This window comes from Nocardioides zeae, assembly GCF_030818655.1.
Taxonomy (GTDB): domain Bacteria; phylum Actinomycetota; class Actinomycetes; order Propionibacteriales; family Nocardioidaceae; genus Nocardioides; species Nocardioides zeae_A.
The window spans coordinates 2,494,272-2,513,006 of record NZ_JAUTAN010000001.1 but is presented as its reverse complement, the minus strand read 5'-3'; the positions used below and the strand labels follow the sequence as shown (position 1 = coordinate 2,513,006).

Here is an 18,735-nt window from a genome sequence, read left to right as displayed (position 1 = left end):
TCAGCCCGCTCGGACTCAGCCCGCTCGGACTCAGCCCGCTCGGGATCAGGGAAACGCGGACGCGGCGAGCGTGGCGGAGAAGAGTGCGCGGCTGGCGGGAGTCGGAGAAAGAAAACGCGGACGGGCGCGAAGGTTGCCTCGGCGTGTCGCGGCTCGGCGTCCGCGTTCTCTTTCACCCGCGCAGGGCCGGCCCTGGGGCGTTCCGCGTTTTCTCTCCCGGGACGACGCACGCCGTTCCCGGGACGGCGCCCGCCAGTGCCCGGACGGCGTCCGCCGCTCCCCGTACGTCGCCCGGTCGGGGCCTCGACCCCACGCCCGGCCCCGCGCCCGCAGCCGACCCGCGTCGGCCGCCGGAGTAGGCCCGGGCCGGGGGCGCGCCGTACCCTGGGACGTCGTCCTGCCCCCGACCACCGAGGTGTCCTCGTGCCGTCCCCCGTGACCGACTCCGCCCCCGAGTCCGTCTTCGCCCGTCTCGAGCCGAAGCTCGCGGGCGTCTCCAAGCCGATCCAGTACGTCGGCGGCGAGCTCAACTCGACGGTCAAGGACTGGGACTGCGGCGAACAGGCGGGCACCGGTCCGACGGTTCGCTGGGCGCTCATGTACCCCGACGCCTACGAGGTCGGCTTGCCCAACCAGGGCGTGCAGATCCTCTACGAGGTGCTCAACGAGCGGGACTGGATCGTCGCGGAGCGCACCTACTCGGTGTGGCCCGACATGGAGGCCGTGCTGCGCGCCGGTGACGAGCGGGGACCGATCCCGCAGTTCACCGTGGACGCCCACCGTCCCGTCGGCGCGTTCGACGTCTTCGGCCTCAGCTTCTCGACCGAGCTCGGCTACACCAACATGCTCACCGCGCTCGACCTCGCCGGCATCCCGCTCCACGCGGTCGACCGCGGCGCGGACGACCCGGTGGTGCTCGCCGGCGGCCACGCGGCGTTCAACCCCGAGCCGATCGCCGACTTCCTCGACGCCGCCGTGCTCGGCGACGGCGAGGAGGTCGTGCTCGCGATCTCCGAGGTCGTGCGGGAGTGGAAGGGCCAGGGGCGTCCCGGCAACGACGAGCTCGGCCTGTCCGGCCGCGACGAGCTGCTCCGGCGCCTCGCGGTCACCGGCAACGTCTACGTCCCGAAGTTCTACTCCGTGGCGTACGGCGCGGACGGCACCATCACGGCCTACGAGCCCGCGCTGCCCGGCGTGCCGCACCGCGTCCGCAAGCACACGCTCATGGACCTCGACGCCTGGCCCTACCCGGCGAAGCCGCTGGTGCCGCTCGCCGAGACCGTCCACGAGCGCTTCTCGGTGGAGATCTTCCGCGGCTGCACCCGCGGCTGCCGCTTCTGCCAGGCCGGCATGATCACGCGGCCGGTGCGCGAGCGGTCCATCGAGACCATCGGCACCATGGTCGAGAACGGCATCCGCAAGTCGGGCTTCGAGGAGGTCGGCCTGCTGTCGCTCTCGAGCGCCGACCACACGGAGATCGGCGAGGTCGCGAAGGGGCTGGCCGACCGCTACGAGGGCTCGAACGTCTCGCTCTCGCTGCCCTCGACCCGGGTCGACGCGTTCAACATCAACCTCGCCAACGAGTTCTCGCGCAACGGTCGCCGCTCCGGCCTGACCTTCGCGCCCGAGGGCGGCAGCGAGCGGATGCGCAAGGTCATCAACAAGATGGTGACCGAGGACGACCTCATCGCGACGGTCGCCGCGGCGTACTCCCACGGGTGGCGGCAGGTGAAGCTCTACTTCATGTGCGGCCTCCCCACCGAGACCGACGAGGACGTGCTGCAGATCGCCGACCTGGCCAAGCGCGTCATCGCGAAGGGCCGCGAGGTGTCGGGCCGCAACGACGTGCGCTGCACCGTCTCCATCGGCGGGTTCGTGCCGAAGCCGCACACCCCGTTCCAGTGGGCGGCGCAGCTCGACCACGAGACCACGGACGAGCGGCTGAAGAAGCTGCGCGACACGGTGCGGGCGGACAAGAAGTACGGCCGCGCCATCGGCTTCCGCTACCACGACGGCAAGCCCGGCACGATCGAGGGACTGCTGTCCCGCGGCGACCGCCGGGTGGGTCGGGTCATCGAGGCGGTGTGGCGCGACGGCGGCCGGTTCGACGGCTGGAGCGAGCACTTCTCCTACGACCGCTGGGTCGCCGCTGCGGACGCGGCGCTCGACGGCACCGGCGTCGACCTCGCGTGGTTCACGACGCGGGAGCGGGAGTACGACGAGGTCCTGCCCTGGGACCACCTCGACTCCGGGCTCGATAAGGACTGGCTGTGGGCCGACTGGGAGGACGCCCTCGCGGTGGCCGACGGGTCGTCCGACGTCGAGGTCGAGGACTGCCGCTGGACGCCCTGCTACGACTGCGGCGTGTGCCCCGAGATGGGCACCGAGATCCAGGTCGGCCCCACCGGACGCACGCTGCTGCCGCTCTCGGTGGTGTGAGCGGCGGGTCGGTCCCTGCCGTGCTGGTACGTCGCGTCGACGGCCGCGTCGCCGCCGACGTGGCCGCGGCGCGGTCGCTGCGCCGGGCCTGGTCGGAGGAGGACGCCGGCCGCCCGCTCGACGACCCCACCTTCGCGGAGCGGTTCGACGCGTGGTGGGCCCGCGAGCGCGACCAGCGGATCACCTGGCTGGCGGTCGGGCCCGAGGCGGGTGCGCTCGGCATGCTCAACGTGCTCGAGTTCGAGCGGATGCCGACGCCGCGACGCGCCGATCGGGTCCGCCCGACCGCCTGGGGCTACCTCGCGAACTTCTACGTGCGCCCCGAGGCGCGCGGACGTGGTGTGGGGGAGGCGCTGCTGGCCGCCTGCACCGCCCACGCCGACGCCGCGGGCTGGGCCCGGATCGTGCTGAGCCCGTCGCCGCGGAGCGTCGCGCTCTACGCGCGCCACGGCTTCACGACGACCGACGGCCTGCTCGTGCGGCGCGCGGCCGACGACGTGCGCTAGGTACAGCTGGGCGCCGCCCGTCGGCTCCGGGTCAGCCCCCGACCGAGGCCCGGAACTGTGCGGCCGGGACAGCTCGGACCAGGCCCGGACCGCCCCACCCGCACAGTTCCCCGACCGGGATCCGCCGTTCTCCTCCGGTTCGCCCCCTCCCTGCCGACCTTCACCCCGAGGACCCTCGACTCGGGAGGCACGACATGCGGGCACGGACGGGCGTCGCGGCAGGCGCCACGGCGGTCACGGGCACGGTGGTGACCGTGCTGGCCGCCCTGGCGCTCGCCGGCGGTGGGGCGCCGGCGACGGCGGGCGACCCGGCCACGGTGCGGCCGGCCACGCCGACGTACGTCGCGTGGAACGCCGTCGAGGTGCCCAGCGTGCCCGGCGTGAGCTACGTCGACGAGGGCGGCTCCCCGGTCACGGGGCGCCTGGCGGTCCCGGCCGCGTCGGGGGGCGCGACCGGGACCGTCTACCTCAAGGCGGTCGCCACGGCGGGGCACACCCTGGCGGAGCCGGACGAGCTGTCGTGGGAGTGGTACCTCGGCCCCGCCCGCGCCCAGGACCTCGTCACCACCACGGTCACCGGCTGCGACGTCACGTTCACGAGCCGCTTCGCGGAGCCCGTCGAGGTGTACGTCGACGGTGCGGCCGGCCGCGACCCCGCGACCGCCCTCACGCTGTCGGGCGCGGGCGCGACGGCGACGGTCCGCGCCGGGGGTGCGACCGCGACGTACGACGCCCGCAACAGCGCCGACCCCGCCGCCGCCTGGTGGGACAGCGCGCCGCTCGACACGTTCGACTGCGTGCTCGGCACGGCCACGCGGGGCACCACGACGACGGTCGACGGCTGCACCGTCCGCTGGGCGCCGACGGCCACCGACGTGCGCCTCACCGACGTCTCCTACCGGCGCGGCGACGGCACGCGGTCCTACACGGGCGTGCGCCAGGTCGAGGGCGGCACGATCGACGGGTGGACCGCCACGGCGCCCGCCGCGTTCGACTTCTCCGCCCTCGGCGTCAGCAACGTGACCGTGCTCTGGAGCGAGACGAGCCGCTCGGGGAGCACCGACCGGAGCTACCACGGCAGTGTCGTCGCGTGCCCCGGCCCGACCACGCCGCCCACCACCGAGCCGACCGCCGAGCCGACCGCCGAGCCGACCGCGGAGCCCACGCCGACCACCGAGCCGTCGACCGCGCCGACGAGCCAGCCGACCGGTACGCCGGTGCCTCCGGTCGCGCTCACGTTCGCGGGCTCGACGGGGCAGCGCTACGCGACCACCACCTGGGTGGGCGTCAGCGTCAGCGGGGTCGCGGACGGAGCCGGGACGGTGACGCTCACCGGGGTCGGCGCGCGCCAGACGGCGACGGTCGCCCACGGCCGTGCGTCGTTCCGCGTGCCCGCCGCGCTCGCTCCGGGTCGCTACACCGCGACCTTCGTGCTCGCGACGGACGGCGCCGGCAACGGCACCCGTCAGACGAGCGCGTTCACCGTCCACAAGGGCGCCACGGTCCTGGGCAGCTCCATCAGCCGGATGCCGACCCCGCGGGCCACGGGCACGATGCTCGTCGGCGCCGCGTTCACCGGCAACGGCACGGCCGCGGTGCCCCGGCCGGCCGGGTCGGTGGGCATCCGGATCTACCGGGCCGACGGACGCCAGGTCTGGTACTCCGGTGCCCGTGCCCTCGCGGGCGGCACCCACCGCACCGCGCTTCCCGCCCTGGCGCGGGGGACCTACCGGATGACGGTGGGCTACTCCGGCGGGGCGCTCGCCCTCGGGGCCAACCAGGAGCGCACGATCACGATCCGCTGACCCCGAGGGAGGGGCGGGTCAGCCGAGCAGGGATCCCTCGAGCTTCTCGCCGTCGGAACGCTCGACGTAGCAGAAGAACGCCTCGTCGCCGCTGGGCGAGGTGTCCTCGGTGACGATGCCGTAGCGGAGGTCGTCGTCCGCCTCGTCGAGGGTGGAGGCGTCCTCGGCGGGCATCAGGTCGGTGCAGACGCCGAAGGAGATGCCGGCGTCCGTGAGGTCGTCCGGGTTCGACGGCACGAACTGCGAGTCCTCGATCTCGTCGAAGGTGCCGACGTAGGCCACCTCGAGGTCGTGGCGGTCGCCGCAGTCCTTCGACGTCATCGTCACGGTGTCGCGGTCCTCGCTGAGGATGTTGCCGCACTCGCCGACCTCGGCCTCGCCGGGAACGATGGCGCTCGTGCCGACGAACACGGCGACCACGATGATGCCGATCGCCGTGAGCGTGCCGAGGGCACCGATCACGATCGCGGAGACGGCCGCCCAGCGTCCCTTGCGCCGGTTGTCCTTCGTGCGGCCGAGACCGACGAAGCCGAGGATGAGACCGACGAACGACAGGCAGCAGGTCAGGCTGAGCACGAACGCCGTGATCGAGATGCCGTCGGTCGTCGTGGGCTGCTGCGCGCCGTACGGGCTCCCGCCCCACTGCTGGCCGCCGTAGGCCGGGTAGCTGGGACCGTACTGCCCCTGCGGAGGCTGACCCTGCGGACCCGGGCCGCCCTGGCCCCACGCCGGCTGCTGCGGCTGGTCGCCCGGCTTGCCGAGGTCGGGCTCGTAGGGGTTGCTCATGAGGGCTCCTCGTCCGTGTGCTGCCTGGTCACCGCTGGGCGAGCGGTGCGGTGAGCTGGTCGTCGGCGCCCTCGACGAAGCACCCGACGACGTCGCGTCCGGAGGGATCCTCCCAGTCCGAGAGGAAACGAGCACGCACGTCGTCGCTCCCGAGCGCGTCGCCGTAGCGCTCCGGGGCGAGGAGGGCGCACGCCTCCCGGCGCTGGTCGCCCGACGCCTCGTCCTGGTCGACGCCGAGGAACGCGAACACCTCGTCGACCTCGGCCTGGTCGGTGAGGGCGACCATCTCGCCGTCGTGGGGCTCGTCGCAGTCCCGGGGGGCCAGGAGCGGGACCGAGCTGGAGTCCTCGAGCCAGCGGTCGTAGCAGTGGCCGACCGAGGTCTCCTCGATGAGCTTGGTGTTGCCGAAGAGCCAGAAGCCGCTCACGACCGCGCCGACCATCCCCAGCGTGCCGAGGCCGCCGACGACGATGGCGGACACGGCGGCCCACCGCCCCTCCCGCCGGCCCCGACCGGTGCGCGCGAGCCCGACGAGGCCCAGGATGACGGCGACCGGACCGAGGCAGCAGGTGAGGCTCAGGAAGAAGCCGGTGAGGGAGACGCCGTCGCGTCGCGCGGGCTGGTGCGCGCCGTACGGGCTCTGCGGTGCCCACTGCGCCGGTGCACCACCGGGGTGGACCTGGCCCCAGGGCGGTTGCTGCGGCGGCGGGTAGGGGCTCGAGCGGTAGGGGTCGTGCGGGTCGCTCATCGCGGGACCAGCTCCATCGGCAGGGGGCATCTCGGGCTGCACCCGTCGTCGGGGGTGCGCCATGATCCCACCATGGTCCGCACCGTCACCGATGCCGAACGCCGCACCCGGGTGGCGCAGCGGCACGGCGTCGCGCCGCAGCACCGGTACGACGACGTGCTCGCCGCCGTCCGGGCGATGACGGTGCTCCACGCGACCGAGCCCGCCACCGTGCACCTCGCGCTGCACGCCCGGGTGCGGGACCTGGCCCTGGCCGACGTCGACGCCGAGCTCTACGGGACCCGTGCCGTCGTCAAGCAGCTGGCCATGCGGCGCACGCTCTTCGTCTTCCCCCGCGACCTCCTGCCGGCGGCGTGGGGGAGCGCCAGCGCGCGGGTGCTCGCCGCGGAGCGCAACCGCGTCGCCAAGGACGCCGTGGCCCTCGGCGTCGCCCCCGACGGCCACGCGTGGCTGGACGACGCCCGCGGCCGGGTGCTCGACGCCCTCGCGAGCGCGCCCGGGGGCCTGACCGCGCAGGACCTGCGCCCCGTGCTGCCCGAGCTGACGGCCGCCGGCGCGCCCGCCGAGGTCCGTCAGCTCGCCGGCCGGGTCGTCACCAACCTGGGCCTCTCCGCGCACGTGGTGCGGGGCACCAACACCCAGCACTGGCGCCTGTCGCGGCCGCGCTGGACGGCGATCGCGGACTGGCTCGGCGAGGTCCCCGCTCCCCTCGATGCCGCCGCCGGCTGGGCCCGGCTCGTCGCCGCCTGGCTGGGCACGTTCGGCCCCGGCACCGAGGACGACGTCGTCTGGTGGCTGGGGGCGACCAAGGGCGTCGTACGGCGCGCGCTCGCCGACGTCGGAGCGGTGCAGGTCGCGCTCGAGGACGGACGTCCCGCCTGGGTGGCCGCCGACGACCCGCTGCTGGACGGGGCGCTCGCGACGGCAGAGCCGTGGGCCGCGCTGCTGCCGGTGCTCGACCCGACCGTCATGGGTTGGAAGGAGCGGGACTTCTACCTCGGGGGACACCGCGCGGCGATCTTCGACCGCAACGGCAACGCCGGCACGACGGCGTGGTGGGACGGCCGCGTCGTCGGGTGCTGGGTGCAGGACCCCGAGGGCGTGGTGGAGGTGCGGCCGCTCGAGCCGCTCGGCGCCGACGCCGCGGCCGCACTCCGGGTCGAGGCCGCGCGGCTGACCGCGTGGCTGGACGGCACCCGCGTCGGCACCGTCTACCCGTCGGCGGCGATGCGGCAGGAGGCGGCGGACTGTCCGTACCCTGTCCTCCGTGCGTGACCAGCCCGAGCAGCAAGCCCCGCCCGTCCAGCGGCTCCGCATCCGCTACACCAAGCGCGGCCGGCTCCGCTTCACCAGCCACCGCGACTTCAGCCGCGCGTTCGAGCGGGCGGTGTTCCGGGCGCGGATCCCGATGGCCTACTCGTCGGGCTTCAACCCGCACCCCCGCATCTCCTACGCCAACGCGGCCCCGACGGGCTCGGCGAGCGAGGCGGAGTACCTCGAGATCGCCCTCGCCGCCGTCGTCGACCCCGCCGAGGTCCACGCCCTCCTCGACGAGGCACTGCCCGACGGCCTCGACGTCGTCGAGGTCGTGGAGTCGCCCGGCGGGTCCCTCGCCGACCTGCTCCAGGCCAGCCACTGGCGCATCGAGACCACGACCCCGCGGGCGGAGCTCGAGGCCGGCGTCGCCGCCTTCCTCGCGGCGGGCGAGGTGCTCGTCGAGCGGATGACGAAGAAGGGCGTCCGCTCCTTCGACTGCCGTGCCGCCGTCGTGCGCCTGGTGGTTGTCGAGGACGCCGCCGGTACGCCGCAGCTCGACCTCGTGCTGCGGCACGGCGTGCCCGCGGTGAGGCCCGACGACGTGCTCACCGGCCTGCGCGCCACGAGCGGTGTCGAGCCCGGCGAGTCGCCCCGGCTGACGCGGCTGGCGCAGGGTCCGTTCGACGAGGGGTCGGCCGTGGTCGGCGACCCGCTCGCCCCCGCCGTCGGCTGAGGAACCGGTCTCCGGCAGCGGCGTGTGCGATACTCGCGGACGGTGAGCGTGCTCGGTCGCGCCGCCGCGACGTGGCTCGGAGGTCGGTGACAGCGGCCCCGCGTCAGCGACCGCGGCAGCACGACGACCGCCCGCCGCGCACCGCCACCGGCGGTGCGACGACAGGCTTTGCGCCCGCGCAGGGGGAGACCCCGGCTGCGGCGTACCGACTCGCCCTGCGCTCGCCGTGGGGCCGACAGGAGCACCGTGCTCGACGAGAACCCGACCGACCAGCCCAGCGAGACCACGGCCGCCGAGGCCCCGGCGCCCCGCAAGCGGGCCCCGCGCAAGACCGCGGCGAAGAAGACGGCGGCCGCCGAGCCCGCCGCCGAGCCCGCCGCCGAGCCCGCCGGCACGCAGGGCGACCCGGTCGCCGACGAGGCCGCGGCCCCGGCGCCGGCGCCGGCGAAGAAGACCACCCGCAAGCGCGCGGCGAAGAAGACCGCCCCCGCCGCGCCCGCCGCCGAGCCTGCTGCCGAGCCGATCGGCACGCAGGGCGACCCGGTCGCCGACGAGGCCGCGGCCCCGGCGCCGGCGCCGGCGCCGGCGAAGAAGACCACCCGCAAGCGCGCGGCGAAGAAGACCACCCCGGCTGCTCCGGCCGAGCCCGCCGTCGAGACTGTCGTCGAACCGGCCCCGGAGGCCGCTGCCGAGCCCGTCGCCGACGAGGCCCCGGCGCCCGCCAAGAAGACCACCCGCAAGCGCGCGGCGAAGAAGACCGCGCCGGCTGCTCCGGCCGAGCCCGCCGTGGAGCCCGTCGTGGAGCCCGTCGTCGAGACCGCCGCCGAGCCCGTCGCTGCGCCCGCGAAGAAGGCCGCGGCCAAGCGGTCCGCGGCGAAGAAGACCACCGCGAAGAAGGCTGCGGCCACGAAGACGGCCCCGCCGGCCGAGGCCGCGACGGTCGCCGCCGACGCTCCCGTCGACCTGCCGAGCGAGCCCGAGACCCCGGCGGGCGGCGCGGTCGCCGTACCGCTGTTCCAGGCGCCCGAGCCGACCCCCGCTCCCCGTCGCCGCACCCGCAAGGCCGCCGCGCCGGCACCCGCCGTCGAGGCGGAGGAGCCGACCGAGGAGACCCCGGGCGACGAGGAGGAGGGGACCGAGGTCGCCGCCGACGTCGTCGAGGCCCCGGAGGCCGAGGCTCCGGAGACCGCCGAGGACACCGCGGACAGCGACGACACCGACACCGACAGCGAGAGCGACACCGACACCGACACCGACAGCGAGACCGACGGCGACGACGACTCCGAGTCGTCGGGCGCCGGTCGTCGTCGCCGCCGTCGGGGCGGCCGGCGCCGTCGCCGGGGCGGCAACGGCGGAAACGGCGACAGCGACGACGACGCCGAGTCGTCGGCCGGCGAGGACGCCGAGACCTCCACCGACGACGCCTCGGACGACGCGACCGACGCGCAGGGGGAGGGCGGCGAGCGTCGCCCCAACCGCGGCGGCCGCGGCCGGGGTCGGGGCCCCAAGCAGGACGACGCGTCCGACAAGGGCGACGAGTCCGGCGACGACGCCGAGGACGCGACTGACGCCACCGACGCCGACGCCGAGGGCGAGGAGGGCGGCGGCTCGTCGTCGCGTCGCCGTCGCCGCCGTCGCCGCTCGGGCGACGCGTCCAGCGGGACGAACGACGACCCGGACAACACCGTCACGAAGGTGCGCCAGGGCCGGTCGATCGAGGACGAGATCACCGCGGTCTCGGGCTCCACGCGCCTCGAGGCGAAGAAGCAGCGCCGCCGCGAGGGCCGCGAGGCCGGTCGCCGTCGCGCCCCGATCGCGAGCGAGGCCGAGTTCCTCGCCCGCCGGGAGTCCGTCGAGCGGGTCATGGTCGTCCGCCAGAAGGAGGACCTGACCCAGATCGCCGTGCTCGAGGACAAGGTGCTCGTCGAGCACTACGTGGCCCGCGAGTCGCAGACGTCGCTCATCGGCAACGTCTACGTCGGCCGGGTGCAGAACGTGCTCCCCTCGATGGAGGCGGCGTTCATCGACATCGGCAAGGGCCGCAACGCGGTGCTGTACGCCGGTGAGGTCAACTGGTCGAGCCTCGGCCACAAGGACGGCCAGCCGCGCAAGATCGAGTCGGTCCTCTCGTCGGGCCAGACCGTCCTCGTGCAGGTCACGAAGGACCCGGTCGGCCACAAGGGCGCCCGGCTCACCAGCCAGGTCAGCCTCGCGGGCCGGTTCCTCGTCTACGTGCCGGACGGCACCACGAGCGGCATCTCGCGCAAGCTGCCCGACACCGAGCGCGCCCGGCTCAAGGCGCTGCTCAAGGAGATCGTCCCGCCGAGCGCCGGGGTCATCGTGCGCACGGCCGCCGAGGGCGCCACGGAGGAGGAGCTGACCCGCGACGTCGAGCGGCTCAAGGCGCGCTGGGAGGAGATCGAGGCGAAGGCGTCCGGCAAGGGCGGCGCCCCGCAGCTGCTCTACGGCGAGCCCGACCTCACCCTCAAGGTGGTCCGGGACCTCTTCACGGAGGACTTCGCCAAGCTCGTCATCGAGGGCGAGGACGCCTGGCAGACCGTGTCGACCTACGTCGACCAGGTCGCCCCCGACCTGGCCGAGCGGCTCGAGCGCCACGTGCCCGACCCGACGGCCAACATCAGCAAGGACGTCTTCGAGCGCTACCGCATCGACGAGCAGATCGCGAAGGGTCTCGACCGCAAGGTCTGGCTGCCCTCCGGCGGCTCGCTCGTCATCGACCGCACCGAGGCGATGACGGTCGTCGACGTCAACACCGGCAAGTTCACCGGCTCCGGCGGCAACCTCGAGGAGACCGTCACCAAGAACAACCTCGAGGCAGCCGAGGAGATGGTGCGCCAGCTCCGCCTCCGCGACATCGGCGGCATCATCGTCATCGACTTCATCGACATGGTGCTCGAGAGCAACCGCGACCTCGTGCTGCGCCGCCTCGTCGAGTGCCTGGGGCGCGACCGCACCCGCCACCAGGTCGCCGAGGTGACCTCGCTCGGCCTCGTGCAGATGACCCGCAAGCGGATCGGCACGGGCCTCGTCGAGGCCTTCAGCGAGAACTGCACCCACTGCCAGGGCCGCGGCATCGTGCTGCACGACCACCCGATCGAGCCCAAGGGCGGCGGGAACGGCGGCGGCAACGGCGGCGGCAATGGTGGCGGCAACGGTGGCGGTCGTGGCAACGGCGGTGGCAACGGCGGCGGTGACCAGGGCGACGGCGAGCGCCGCTCGGGTCGTCGCCGTGGACGCGGCCGCGGCGACGGTGACGCCTCCCCGGCCCCGACGCCGGCCCCGGTGGCGAAGCCGAACCCGGCCGAGATCGCCGCGGTCGCGCGCATCGCCGCGGCCTCCGGCCACGCCGCGCCCGTGGTCGACGAGCCCGTGGTCGACGAGCCCGTGGTCGACGAGCCCGCCGAGGAGACCGCCGCGGCGGTGGAGCCGGTCGAGCTGTCCGCGCCCGAGGCGGAGCAGCCCGAGCAGCCCGAGCCCGAGCAGCCCGTGGTGCGCTCGGTCCAGCGCACGACGCGTCGGGCGACCGTGGTGACGACGCGGGAGGCGGTCGTGCTGACCGTCGATCCCGCGGAGGAGGCCGCGGCACCGGTGTCCGCGCCGTCGGCTCCGGCCGTCACCGTGGTCACGCGCACCCGGCAGCCGGTCGCACCCCCGACGACCACCGAGGACTGACCCCCTCCCCGAGTCAAGGCCCCAGCGCAGCGGAAAACGCTGCGCTGGGGCCACGACTGCGTCAAGGCCGTTTCGCTGGGTGGGCACCCCGGAGACGGGCTGACAAACGTCATTAACTTGGTGCACATTGCCGGACGCCGCAGAGCAGCGGCCCTCCCGAAAGGTGCAGCCATGACCTACCGTCCCGAGACCCTCGCCGTCCACGCCGGGCAGGAGGAGCCGGACCCCGCGACCAACGCGCGGGCGGTGCCGATCTACCAGACGACGTCCTACGTCTTCGACGACACCGAGCACGCCGCGAACCTGTTCAACCTGTCGGTCCCCGGCAACATCTACACGCGGATCATGAACCCGACGCAGTCGGTGTTCGAGGACCGGATCACCCAGCTCGAGGGCGGCGTCGGCGCGCTCGCCGTGGCCTCGGGCTCGGCGGCGATCACCTACGCGGTGCTCAACCTGACCTACGCGGGCGACAACATCGTGGCGCTCTCGACCCTGTACGGCGGCACCTACGCGCTCTTCGCCCACACGCTCCCGCAGTTCGGCATCGAGGTGCGCTTCGTGGACGCCGACAAGCCGGAGGAGCTGGCCCAGCACGTCGACGCGAGGACCAAGCTCGTCTTCGCCGAGACGATCGGCAACCCGCGCCTCAACGTCGTCGACGTGCGCGCCTGGGCCGACGCCGCGCACGACCACGGCCTGCCGCTCGTCGTGGACAACACCACCCCGACGCCGTACCTCGCGCGGGTCTTCGACCACGGCGCGGACGTCTCGGTGCACTCGGCGACGAAGTACATCGGCGGCCACGGCACCTCCGTCGGCGGGGTCATCGTCGACGCCGGCACCTTCGACTGGGCGGCGCACGCCGAGCGATTCCCCGGCCTCACGCAGCCGGACGCGGCGTACCACGGTGTCGTCTGGACCGAGGCCGTCGGCAACCTGGCCTACATCATCCGGGCGCGCACGGTGCTGCTGCGGAACACGGGCGCGGCGGTCGCCCCCCTCAACTCGTGGCTGTTCCTCCAGGGCCTGGAGACGCTGCACCTGCGCCTCGAGCGCCACAGCGCCAACGCCCTCGCGGTGGCGCGGCACCTGCAGGACCACGAGGCGGTGGCCTGGGTCAGCTACCCGGGCCTCGAGGGCGACCCCTCGAAGGAGGTCGCGGACCGGATCTTCACGGGCAAGGGGTACGGCGGTCTCGTCAGCTTCGGCGTGAAGTCGGGGCGTGACGGCGGCAAGCGCTTCGTCGAGGCGCTCGAGCTGTTCAGCCACCTCGCCAACATCGGTGACGCGAAGTCGCTGGCGATCCACAACGCGACCACCACCCACAGCCAGCTCACCCCCGAGGAGCTCGAGGCGGCGGGCGTGCCGGAGGACCTCGTGCGGCTCTCGATCGGCATCGAGAACGTGGAGGACCTCATCGCCGACCTCGACCAGGCGCTCGCCCAGGTGAAGTGAGCCGAGGACCGGGCCTCGGCCTCGTCGCCACGCGGCACGCCGTCGTCGCGACGCCGGAGCACCCGCTCCGGCTGACCGGCGGCGGCGTGCTGCGGCACGTCGAGGTGGCCTACGAGACGTACGGCGAGCTCGCCGCCGCCCGCGACAACGTCGTGCTCGTCGCGCACGCCCTCACCGGCGACGCCCACGCGGCCGGCCACCACGGCGACCCGGCCCGCCGGGGGTGGTGGGACAACCTCATCGGACCGGGCCGCGCGATCGACACCGACCGGTTCTTCGTCGTGTGCCCCAACATCCTCGGCGGGTGCCGCGGCACGACCGGGCCGTCGTCCGTCGATCCCGCGACCGGCCGGGCCCACGGCCCGGACTTCCCCGAGCTGCACGTCGCGGACCTCGTCGCCGTGCACCGCCGGCTCCTCGACCACCTGGGGATCGGTGCGGTCCACGCGGGGGTCGGTGGCTCCCTCGGTGGCATGCAGGTGCTCCAGTGGCTGGCCGAGGAGCCGGAGCGGCTGCAGCGGGCCGTCCTCGTCGCCGCCACGGCGCGGCTGACGGCCGAGAACATCGGGTTCTCCTCCGTCGCGCGGGAGGCCATCACCGCCGACCCGGACTTCCACGGCGGGCGGTACGCCGAGCACGGCGTCGTGCCCGCCCGGGGGCTGAAGGTGGCGCGGATGATGGCCCACATCACGTACGTCTCGGCGCAGGGGCTGGAGGAGAAGTACGGGCGCGCCGGGATCGAGGGCTACCTCCAGCACCAGGGGGACGCGTTCGTGCGGCGCTTCGACGCGAACTCCTACCTCGTGCTGACGCGGCTGCTCGACCGGTTCGACCCGTTCGCCGACCCGGCGTTCGCGAAGGCCGTCGCGTCGGGCGACCCGCGGGTCCTGGCCATCAGCTTCGACTCGGACTGGCGGTTCGGCACGTCGCACTCGCGGTTCGTCGTCGACGAGCTGGCCGCGGCGGGGCTGGACGTCGCGCACCACGAGCTCGCCTCGCCCTGGGGCCACGACTCGTTCCTGCTCGAGCCGCCGGGCTACCACGCGCTGGTGGCGGAGCACCTGCGGTCGTGACCCCGGATTGGCCGTCGGCGCCGGCGTGGGGGAGGATGGCACCTGCGTCACCGGAGGCCCGGCCGCACCGTTTTGCCGAAGCGGCGTGGCTTCCGTAGTATCGACCCTCGGTGTGCTCGCTGCGCACCGTTCTCTGCGTGGCGCCGCCCTAGGCGTACGGCTCCCGGGTCCTCCGGAGGTCGCGCTGTGCGGTGCACCAGCAGACAGAAGCGTGAAGAAGCAATGACGAAGGAGACCGCGGTGTACGCGATCGTGCGCGCAGGCGCCAAGCAGCAGAAGGTTGCCGTCGGCGACGTCATCGAGATCGACAAGACCGAGGTCGCGGTCGGCGAGTCGCTGACCCTGCCGGTGGTGCTGGTCGTCGACGGCGAGACCGTGTCGTCGACCGGTCTGGACAAGGCCTCCGTGACGGCCGAGGTCGTCGGTGCCACCAAGGGCCCGAAGATCATCATCCAGAAGTACAAGAACAAGACCGGCTACAAGAAGCGCCAGGGTCACCGTCAGAAGTACACCCAGGTCAAGGTCACCGGCATCTCGCTCTGAGCGACCCGAGCCCCCACCGCTCTCCTCCACCGAAGGACTGAACTCATGGCACACAAGAAGGGCGCCGCGTCCACCAAGAACGGTCGCGACTCCAACGCGCAGCGTCTGGGCGTCAAGCGCTACGGCGGCCAGCTCGTCAACGCCGGCGAGATCATCGTCCGCCAGCGCGGCACGCACTTCCACCCGGGCAACGACGTCGGCCGTGGTGGCGACGACACGCTGTTCGCCCTCGCGGCGGGCAAGGTCGAGTTCGGCACGCGCCGCGGCCGTCGTGTCGTGAACATCGTCCCGGGCGAGTGAGCTGACGCTCACCCACCCCGCAGCATCCGAGTGAAGGGCGTCCCGGTCACGGGGCGCCCTTCCTCTTTTCTGGCACCACCCGTCCGCCGCCGTCTGCGGCGGCTCATCGAGGAGCACCCATGGCCGTCCCCACCTTCGTCGACCGCGTCACCCTCCACGTGGCGGCGGGCCGGGGCGGCAACGGCGTCGCCTCGGTGCACCGCGAGAAGTTCAAGCCCCTCGGCGGCCCCGACGGCGGCAACGGCGGTCCGGGCGGCTCGGTCATCCTGCGCGTCGACCCCGGCGTGACGACGCTGCTCGACTACCACCACAGCCCGAAGCGCCGCGCCGAGCACGGCGGTCACGGCGCCGGCGCGCACCGCAACGGCGCCCACGGCGGCGACCTGGTGCTCCCGGTGCCGGACGGCACCGTCGTGCGCGGCGAGGACGGCGAGCTGCTCGCCGACATGGTCGGCGCCGGCACCGAGATGGTCATCGCCCAGGGCGGCCGGGGCGGCCTCGGCAACGCGGCCCTCGCCTCGGCGAAGCGCAAGGCCCCGGGCTTCGCGCTGCTCGGCGAGCCCGGTGACGAGCTGACGATCAGCCTCGAGCTGAAGGTCGTGGCCGACATCGGTCTCGTCGGCTTCCCGAGCGCCGGCAAGTCCTCGCTCATCGCCGCCATGTCGCGGGCGCGGCCGAAGATCGCCGACTACCCGTTCACGACCCTCGTGCCCAACCTCGGCGTCGTCACCGCGGGGGACACCGTGTTCACCGTGGCCGACGTGCCGGGCCTCATCGAGGGCGCCAGCGAGGGACGCGGTCTCGGCCACGACTTCCTCCGCCACATCGAGCGGTGCGCCGCGCTGGTGCACGTCATCGACACGGCCAGCATCGAGCCGGGCCGCAACCCGGTGGACGACCTCGACGTGATCGAGAACGAGCTGGCGCGCTACGGCGGGCTCGAGGACCGGCCCCGGCTGGTCGCGCTCAACAAGGTCGACGTGCCCGACGGCTCCGACATCGCCGACATGGTGGTGGAGGACCTCGTGGCCCGGGGGCTCGACGTCCACCTCGTCTCGGCGGCGTCGGGCGCGGGCGTGCGCGAGCTGACCTTCGCGATGGCCCGGATCGTGCAGGACGCGCGTGCGGCGCGTCCCGTCGTCGAGGCCACGCGGATCGTGCTGCGCCCGGGCGGTGCCGACGGCGGCGACGAGTTCACCGTCACGGAGACGGGCGAGGGCTGGCGCGTGCGCGGCACGAAGCCCGAGCGCTGGGTGCGGCAGACCGACTTCAGCAACGACGAGGCCGTGGGCTTCCTCGCCGACCGCCTCAACCGGCTCGGCATCGAGGAGAAGCTGGTCAAGCTGGGCGCGGTCGAGGGCGACACGGTGCTCATCGGCCACCCCGACAACGCGGTGGTCTTCGACTTCAAGCCGGGCATCGACGCGGGCGCCGAGATGCTCGGGCGCCGCGGCGAGGACCAGCGCTTCACCGAGGAGCGGCCGGCGGCCGCGCGTCGCCGCGCGATCGACGAGGGCTTCGAGGACCGCGCCGAGGGCGAGGCCCGTGCCGACGTGGCCCGCCGTGTCGACGGCCCGGTGTCCTACGAGATCGGCGGAGCCGACGACCCGGACGCCGAGCCCGTGCCCGAGGACCTGGGGTGGAGCGAGGACGACCCGTCCCGCAGCGAGGAGCGGTGAGCCGGCCCGAGGTGACGGCGGCGCGTCGCGTCGTCGTCAAGGTCGGTTCCTCCTCGCTCACGACGGCGGAGGGCGGCATCGCGCCCGAGCGTCTCCAGGCGCTGGTGACGGCGCTGGCCGCCGTGCGAGCCCGCGGCGTCGAGGTCGTGCTGGTCTCCTCCGGCGCGATCGCCGCCGGTCTCGCCCCGCTCGGTCTCAAGCGCCGCCCGAAGGGCCTCGCCGCGCAGCAGGCCGCCGCGTCGGTGGGCCAGGGCCTGCTGGTGGCGCAGTACACGGCGGCGCTCGCGGCGTACGGCGTCACCACGGGCCAGGTGCTCCTCACCGTGGACGACGTGGTCCGGCGCTCGCACTACCGCAACGCCCACCAGACCTTCGCCAAGCTCCTCGAGCTCGGGGTGCTGCCGATCGTCAACGAGAACGACACCGTCGCCACCCAGGAGATCCGCTTCGGTGACAACGACCGGCTGGCGGCGCTCGTGGCGCACCTCGTGCACGCGGACCTGCTCGTGCTGCTGTCCGACGTGGACGGGCTCTACGACGGCAACCCCGCCCTGCCGGGCACCTCGCTGCTCACCGACGTGCGCTCCGACGCGGACCTCGCGGAGGTCGAGATCGGGTCGGTCGGCTCCGCCGGGGTGGGCACGGGCGGGATGGTGACGAAGGTCGAGGCGGCGCGGATCGCGACGGGCGCCGGGATCCCCGTCGTGCTGACGTCGGCGCCCAACGCGGCCGCGGCCCTCGCCGGCGACCCGATCGGCACGCTCTTCCACGCCACCGGTCGCCGCCGCCCGACGCGGCTGCTGTGGCTGCGCCACGCCACCGAGGGCAAGGGCGCGCTGCTGCTCGACGCGGGGGCGGTGCGGGCCGTGCTCGGCCGGCGCGCCTCGCTGCTCGCCGCCGGCGTGACCGGCTCCGAGGGCACCTTCCACGCGGGCGACCCGGTCGACCTCGTCGGGCCCGACGGCGTCGCGGTCGCCCGCGGGCTGGTCAACTTCGACGCCGAGGAGATCCCGCGGCTCGCGGGCCGCTCCAGCGCCGAGCTCGCCGCCGCCCTGGGCGCGGAGTACGAGCGGGAGGTCGTCCACCGGGACGACCTGGTCCTGCTCTGACGGAGCGGGACCCTCAGCTCCGGCCGGTCCTGATGGTGTCGACGCCCGCGGCGCCGTCGGGTCCCGCGGCGTACCCGTGCGGGACGTCGGCCCGCCAGGCGTGCGCCTCGCCCGGGCCGAGCGTGGTCGGGACGCCGTCGACGGTGACGACGAGGGACCCGCGGACGACGAGCACGTGCTCGACGGCGCCGCCGGCGTGGGGGATGGACGCGCGCCGTCCGCCGGGCGGCAGCTCGATCCAGTAGACCTCCGTCGTCGTCCCGGGATCCCGGTCGACGTGGAGCAGGCGGGCGACGAGCCCGGGGTCGCCGGGGTCGCCGGCGTCCGCCACGACCGCGCCGGGCGCGTCGCCGAGGAGCGCCACGAGCGGTACGCCGAGGGGTCCGGCCACGGCGTACAGCGTCGCGAGCGTCGGGTTCCGCCGCCCCTGCTCGAGCTCGGAGAGCGAGGCCTTGCCGATCCCCGCCGCACGGGCGAGCGCGCTGAGGGTGAGACCGCGGTCGGACCGCAGCGCGCGCACCCGGGCGCCGACGGCGGCGGCGGTGGGGTCGCGGGTCTCGTCCACCGGGACATCATGACGGAACCGGGTTGTTCCGTATACGGAAC

15 protein-coding genes are annotated in these 18,735 nt (G+C 74.2%); 12 read left to right on the top strand and 3 right to left on the bottom strand.

Annotated elements, in window-relative coordinates:
* Positions 1–423 precede the first annotated feature (423 nt).
* From QE405_RS11980 to QE405_RS11970, 3 genes are all read left to right on the top strand, one after another.
* Positions 424–2,439, top strand: coding sequence for a TIGR03960 family B12-binding radical SAM protein (locus QE405_RS11980; RefSeq protein WP_307200994.1), 2,016 nt, complete (start codon positions 424–426; stop codon positions 2,437–2,439).
* 20 nt (positions 2,440–2,459) lie between these two features.
* The gene (locus QE405_RS11975; RefSeq protein ID WP_307200992.1) at positions 2,460–2,945 is read left to right on the top strand and encodes a GNAT family N-acetyltransferase; all 486 of its coding nucleotides are present in this window, start codon (positions 2,460–2,462) and stop codon (positions 2,943–2,945) included.
* Positions 2,946–3,139: 194 nt separating this feature from the next.
* Positions 3,140–4,750, top strand: a complete 1,611-nt coding sequence (locus QE405_RS11970; RefSeq protein WP_307200990.1) for a hypothetical protein — start codon at positions 3,140–3,142, stop codon at positions 4,748–4,750.
* Between the two features lie 18 nt (positions 4,751–4,768).
* Here the strand turns inward: QE405_RS11970 and QE405_RS11965 are convergent, their stop codons facing one another.
* Together QE405_RS11965 and QE405_RS11960 are read right to left on the bottom strand one after the other, a co-directional pair.
* Positions 4,769–5,536, bottom strand: a complete 768-nt coding sequence (locus QE405_RS11965; protein WP_307200988.1) for a DUF4190 domain-containing protein — start codon at positions 5,534–5,536, stop codon at positions 4,769–4,771.
* Between the two features lie 28 nt (positions 5,537–5,564).
* Positions 5,565–6,284 (bottom strand): hypothetical protein, encoded by a 720-nt coding sequence (locus QE405_RS11960; RefSeq protein WP_307200986.1) that lies wholly within the window; start codon positions 6,282–6,284, stop codon positions 5,565–5,567.
* Between the two features lie 72 nt (positions 6,285–6,356).
* On the opposite strand from QE405_RS11960, the gene QE405_RS11955 reads away from it, so the two are divergent.
* The 9 genes from QE405_RS11955 to proB all read left to right on the top strand — a co-directional run bounded on the left by QE405_RS11955 (position 6,357) and on the right by proB (position 18,129).
* Positions 6,357–7,559, top strand: coding sequence for a winged helix DNA-binding domain-containing protein (locus QE405_RS11955; protein ID WP_307200984.1), 1,203 nt, complete (start codon positions 6,357–6,359; stop codon positions 7,557–7,559).
* Entirely contained in the window at positions 7,552–8,274 is a 723-nt protein-coding gene (locus QE405_RS11950; RefSeq protein ID WP_307200982.1) for a TIGR03936 family radical SAM-associated protein, read from the top strand. Before QE405_RS11955 ends, QE405_RS11950 begins: the two co-directional genes overlap by 8 nt.
* A 246-nt stretch (positions 8,275–8,520) precedes the next feature.
* A complete protein-coding gene (locus QE405_RS11945) occupies positions 8,521–11,967 on the top strand; it encodes an Rne/Rng family ribonuclease (RefSeq protein ID WP_307200980.1) in 3,447 nt (1,148 codons plus the stop codon).
* A 171-nt stretch (positions 11,968–12,138) separates the two neighbouring features.
* Positions 12,139–13,425, top strand: coding sequence for an O-acetylhomoserine aminocarboxypropyltransferase/cysteine synthase family protein (locus QE405_RS11940; RefSeq protein WP_307200978.1), 1,287 nt, complete (start codon positions 12,139–12,141; stop codon positions 13,423–13,425).
* Positions 13,422–14,498 (top strand): homoserine O-acetyltransferase MetX, encoded by a 1,077-nt coding sequence (gene metX / locus QE405_RS11935; RefSeq protein WP_307200976.1) that lies wholly within the window; start codon positions 13,422–13,424, stop codon positions 14,496–14,498. The genes QE405_RS11940 and metX overlap by 4 nt, the downstream gene beginning before the upstream one ends.
* A gap of 240 nt (positions 14,499–14,738) precedes the next feature.
* Positions 14,739–15,041 (top strand): 50S ribosomal protein L21, encoded by a 303-nt coding sequence (rplU, locus tag QE405_RS11930; RefSeq protein ID WP_307205791.1) that lies wholly within the window; start codon positions 14,739–14,741, stop codon positions 15,039–15,041.
* 45 nt (positions 15,042–15,086) lie between these two features.
* Positions 15,087–15,341, top strand: coding sequence for a 50S ribosomal protein L27 (gene rpmA, locus QE405_RS11925; RefSeq protein ID WP_163774770.1), 255 nt, complete (start codon positions 15,087–15,089; stop codon positions 15,339–15,341).
* Between the two features lie 119 nt (positions 15,342–15,460).
* On the top strand, positions 15,461–17,020 hold the full coding sequence (gene obgE, locus QE405_RS11920) for a GTPase ObgE (protein ID WP_307200974.1): 1,560 nt from the start codon (positions 15,461–15,463) through the stop codon (positions 17,018–17,020).
* Positions 17,017–18,129, top strand: a complete 1,113-nt coding sequence (gene proB / locus QE405_RS11915) for a glutamate 5-kinase (RefSeq protein ID WP_307200972.1) — start codon at positions 17,017–17,019, stop codon at positions 18,127–18,129. The genes obgE and proB overlap by 4 nt, the downstream gene beginning before the upstream one ends.
* Before the next feature lie 13 nt (positions 18,130–18,142).
* Here the strand turns inward: proB and QE405_RS11910 are convergent, their stop codons facing one another.
* The gene (locus tag QE405_RS11910) at positions 18,143–18,694 is read right to left on the bottom strand and encodes a helix-turn-helix domain-containing protein (protein ID WP_307200969.1); all 552 of its coding nucleotides are present in this window, start codon (positions 18,692–18,694) and stop codon (positions 18,143–18,145) included.
* Positions 18,695–18,735: the final 41 nt, after the last annotated feature.